The sequence below is a fragment of the Chamaesiphon sp. GL140_3_metabinner_50 genome, assembly GCF_025361915.1.
GTDB lineage: Bacteria > Cyanobacteriota > Cyanobacteriia > Cyanobacteriales > Chamaesiphonaceae > Chamaesiphon.
In genome coordinates, this window is the sequence record NZ_JANYJC010000255.1 from 1 (window position 1) to 2,557 (window position 2,557).

The 2,557-nt window shown below is 46.7% G+C and carries 2 protein-coding genes; one reads left to right on the top strand and one right to left on the bottom strand.

Going from position 1 to position 2,557, the window contains the following annotated elements; translation table 11 throughout:
• On the bottom strand, positions 1-1,722 hold a 1,722-nt coding region (locus Q0R35_RS12855; RefSeq protein ID WP_295618680.1), incomplete at its 3' end, for a nucleoside-diphosphate sugar epimerase/dehydratase.
• A 219-nt stretch (positions 1,723-1,941) separates the two neighbouring features.
• Between Q0R35_RS12855 and Q0R35_RS12860 the strand changes: the two genes are divergently transcribed.
• On the top strand, positions 1,942-2,385 hold the full coding sequence (locus Q0R35_RS12860; RefSeq protein ID WP_295618683.1) for a DUF3119 family protein: 444 nt from the start codon (positions 1,942-1,944) through the stop codon (positions 2,383-2,385).
• Positions 2,386-2,557 lie beyond the last annotated feature (172 nt).

Here is a 2,557-nt window from a genome sequence, read left to right on the forward strand (position 1 = left end):
TAGTTCCTCATAAATTTTCTCGCCAGGGCGCAAACCCGTAACTTCAATTTTGATATCTCGTTCGGGTTCTAAGCCATATAAGCGGATCATCTGGGCGGCTAAATCGTAAATTTTAATTGGTTCGCCCATATCGAGCAGAAAAACTTCGCCGCCTTTTGCCATCGCACCAGCCTGAATTACTAGCGTCGCGGCTTCGGGAATTGTCATAAAGTAGCGCGTAATATCTGCATGGGTGAGGGTAATCGGTTTCCCTGCGAGGATCTGTGCGCTGAAGCGAGGAACGACGGAACCGCTACTACCTAAAACATTCCCAAATCTTACCATCGTAAAACAGGTATGGTGAGTGCGGAGATCTGCCAAGCCTTGGAGTACCAATTCGGCGACGCGCTTGGTTGCGCCCATAATATTTGTCGGGCGCACGGCTTTATCGGTAGAAATAAGGACGAATTTTGGTACGCCACAATCGATCGCACATCGAGCCGCAGTCAGGGTACCGCTAATATTATTGACCATACCAGAGATCGGATTAGCTTCGACGATCGGGACGTGCTTATAGGCAGCCGCATGATAGATAATATCGACATTATATTTGTTTAGCACTCGCGTCAAAGATCGATCGTCGGTAACCGAACCTAAGCAGGCAACTTTAATTAAGTTAGGGTAATTTTCGCCCAATTCCATGTCCATTTGATAGAGCGCAAACTCGTTCAACTCATACACGAGCAGCATTTTAGGCTGCTGCTTGGCAATTTGACGGCAGAGTTCCGAACCGATCGAACCACCGCCCCCAGTAACTAATACGACTCGATCCACGATATCGTGTTGGAGTAATTCTGGACGTGCGGCGATGGCTTTACGCCCTAATAAGTCTTCAATATCGATTACGGGAATTTGGATAATCGAACCGCGATCGCTTAAAATTTCGGTAATACTCGGTACTGTTTTCACAGGTACGCCGAGAATTTTGAGTCTTTGGATCAGATCGCGTTTGCGTTGAGTGTCGATCGAGGGCATCGCCAAGAGAATTTCTTCAAATCCGATCGTAGCTTTGAGTTTCAGCAGTTCTGCGGGCGCGTAGACGCGAATCCCGGCAATATTGCGACCTTGGAGATGAGCCGCATCATCGACAAAACCAATTAATTTTTTGCCACTTTCTCTGGCTAAAGCCTGAGCGAGTAACCGCCCGTCTCCGCCCGCTCCATAGATAATTACTTTAGTCGTCGCTGGTGCATCACACTCGATCTGGCGCGCTTTGCCTCGCGTTAGCCGCACGCCAAGTCGAAAGGTAATTGCCAGCAGCAGGGCAAGCACCCCGTCGCTGAATAATACCGACAGCGGAATTGTCGAAGCTAAAAATAATCGATCGGTAACGGCAATTGTCAGGCAACTAGTGGCTACCGCCTGAATAATGGTAAAGATAAATTCTCTACCCGTATATTGTAATATTTGGCGATAAATTCCAAACATCCAGAACGAGCCAATTTTGATGGCGATCGCTAACATGACAAAATTACTGTAATGTAAAATTTCCGCAGGTAGCCGATCGAATCCATACTCCCAGACGATTGCCGTCCAAATCGAGATGGCAAACAATCCCAGATCGGCAACTGCTAAGATGGCATATTTCCGGTTGTTGGACGATGCATTAATTAGTTTGTCTAAATAGATATAAAACGATGATACAGCGGGTGCTAGTTCATCATCAAACGGTGAATTACTCATTTACCCAACTTTATGACGGAGTTTTTAGGCGGCGATCGCTAATTTTATGCAAATATGTCGATCGACATCATCGATGGGGGCAGATTTAGCTGTTGCTGCTCTACTCCCGTTTGATTAGAGTCAGCCCAAATATCGATCCTTGCCTACTTGTAGTTATTATTCACTCGATCGCACACAAGATCGGGATGGTTTTGAGAATTGGGAGATGGGTGGTTTAAAATGAACGAAAATAGCAATCGAGATTTTGAGCCTGTGACAACTAACCCCGCACCAACTCAGTTACCTGCAAGTGTCGAACTCGCGCCCAATTACACGATTCCGATCGTGCTAACTGCGGTAGCCATCCCGATTGCGACATTTCAATTGTGGGCGGGCGCAGGGATTGGCATCTTTGGGCTATTTCTGGCAATCCAAACCACCATCATTAAATTAGAATTTACGACAACTACGCTTAATGTCTATCGTGGTAGCACCATCATTCGGACGTTTCCCTATAGTGAGTGGGAAAATTGGCAGATTTTTTGGCAGCCCGTACCGATTCTGTTTTATTTTAAAGAAGTCAACAGCATTCACTTTTTACCGATTATCTTCGATCCGCAGATGTTACTCATCTGTCTGGAGTACTATCGCCCGCAACCGTCGAGAGATTCAATCGATCGATAGTCTTAGAGCATACAGCAAAACTTAGCAGCTCCGGGAGGAGAAGTGTGGATGGTACAGTTCGGTTAAGAACAGATCTCGCTCTAATTGCTCCGGCTTAGGTTGGAATCCCCCTAAATCCCCCTTGAAAAGGGGGACTTTAAAGCCCCCTTTCCAAGGGGGTTGGGGGATTGGG

Bases quoted from the DNA above. Each gene is read 5' to 3' on its own strand.
- Q0R35_RS12860 (WP_295618683.1), top strand. From the start codon at position 1,942: ATGAACGAAAATAGCAATCGAGATTTTGAGCCTGTGACAACTAACCCC.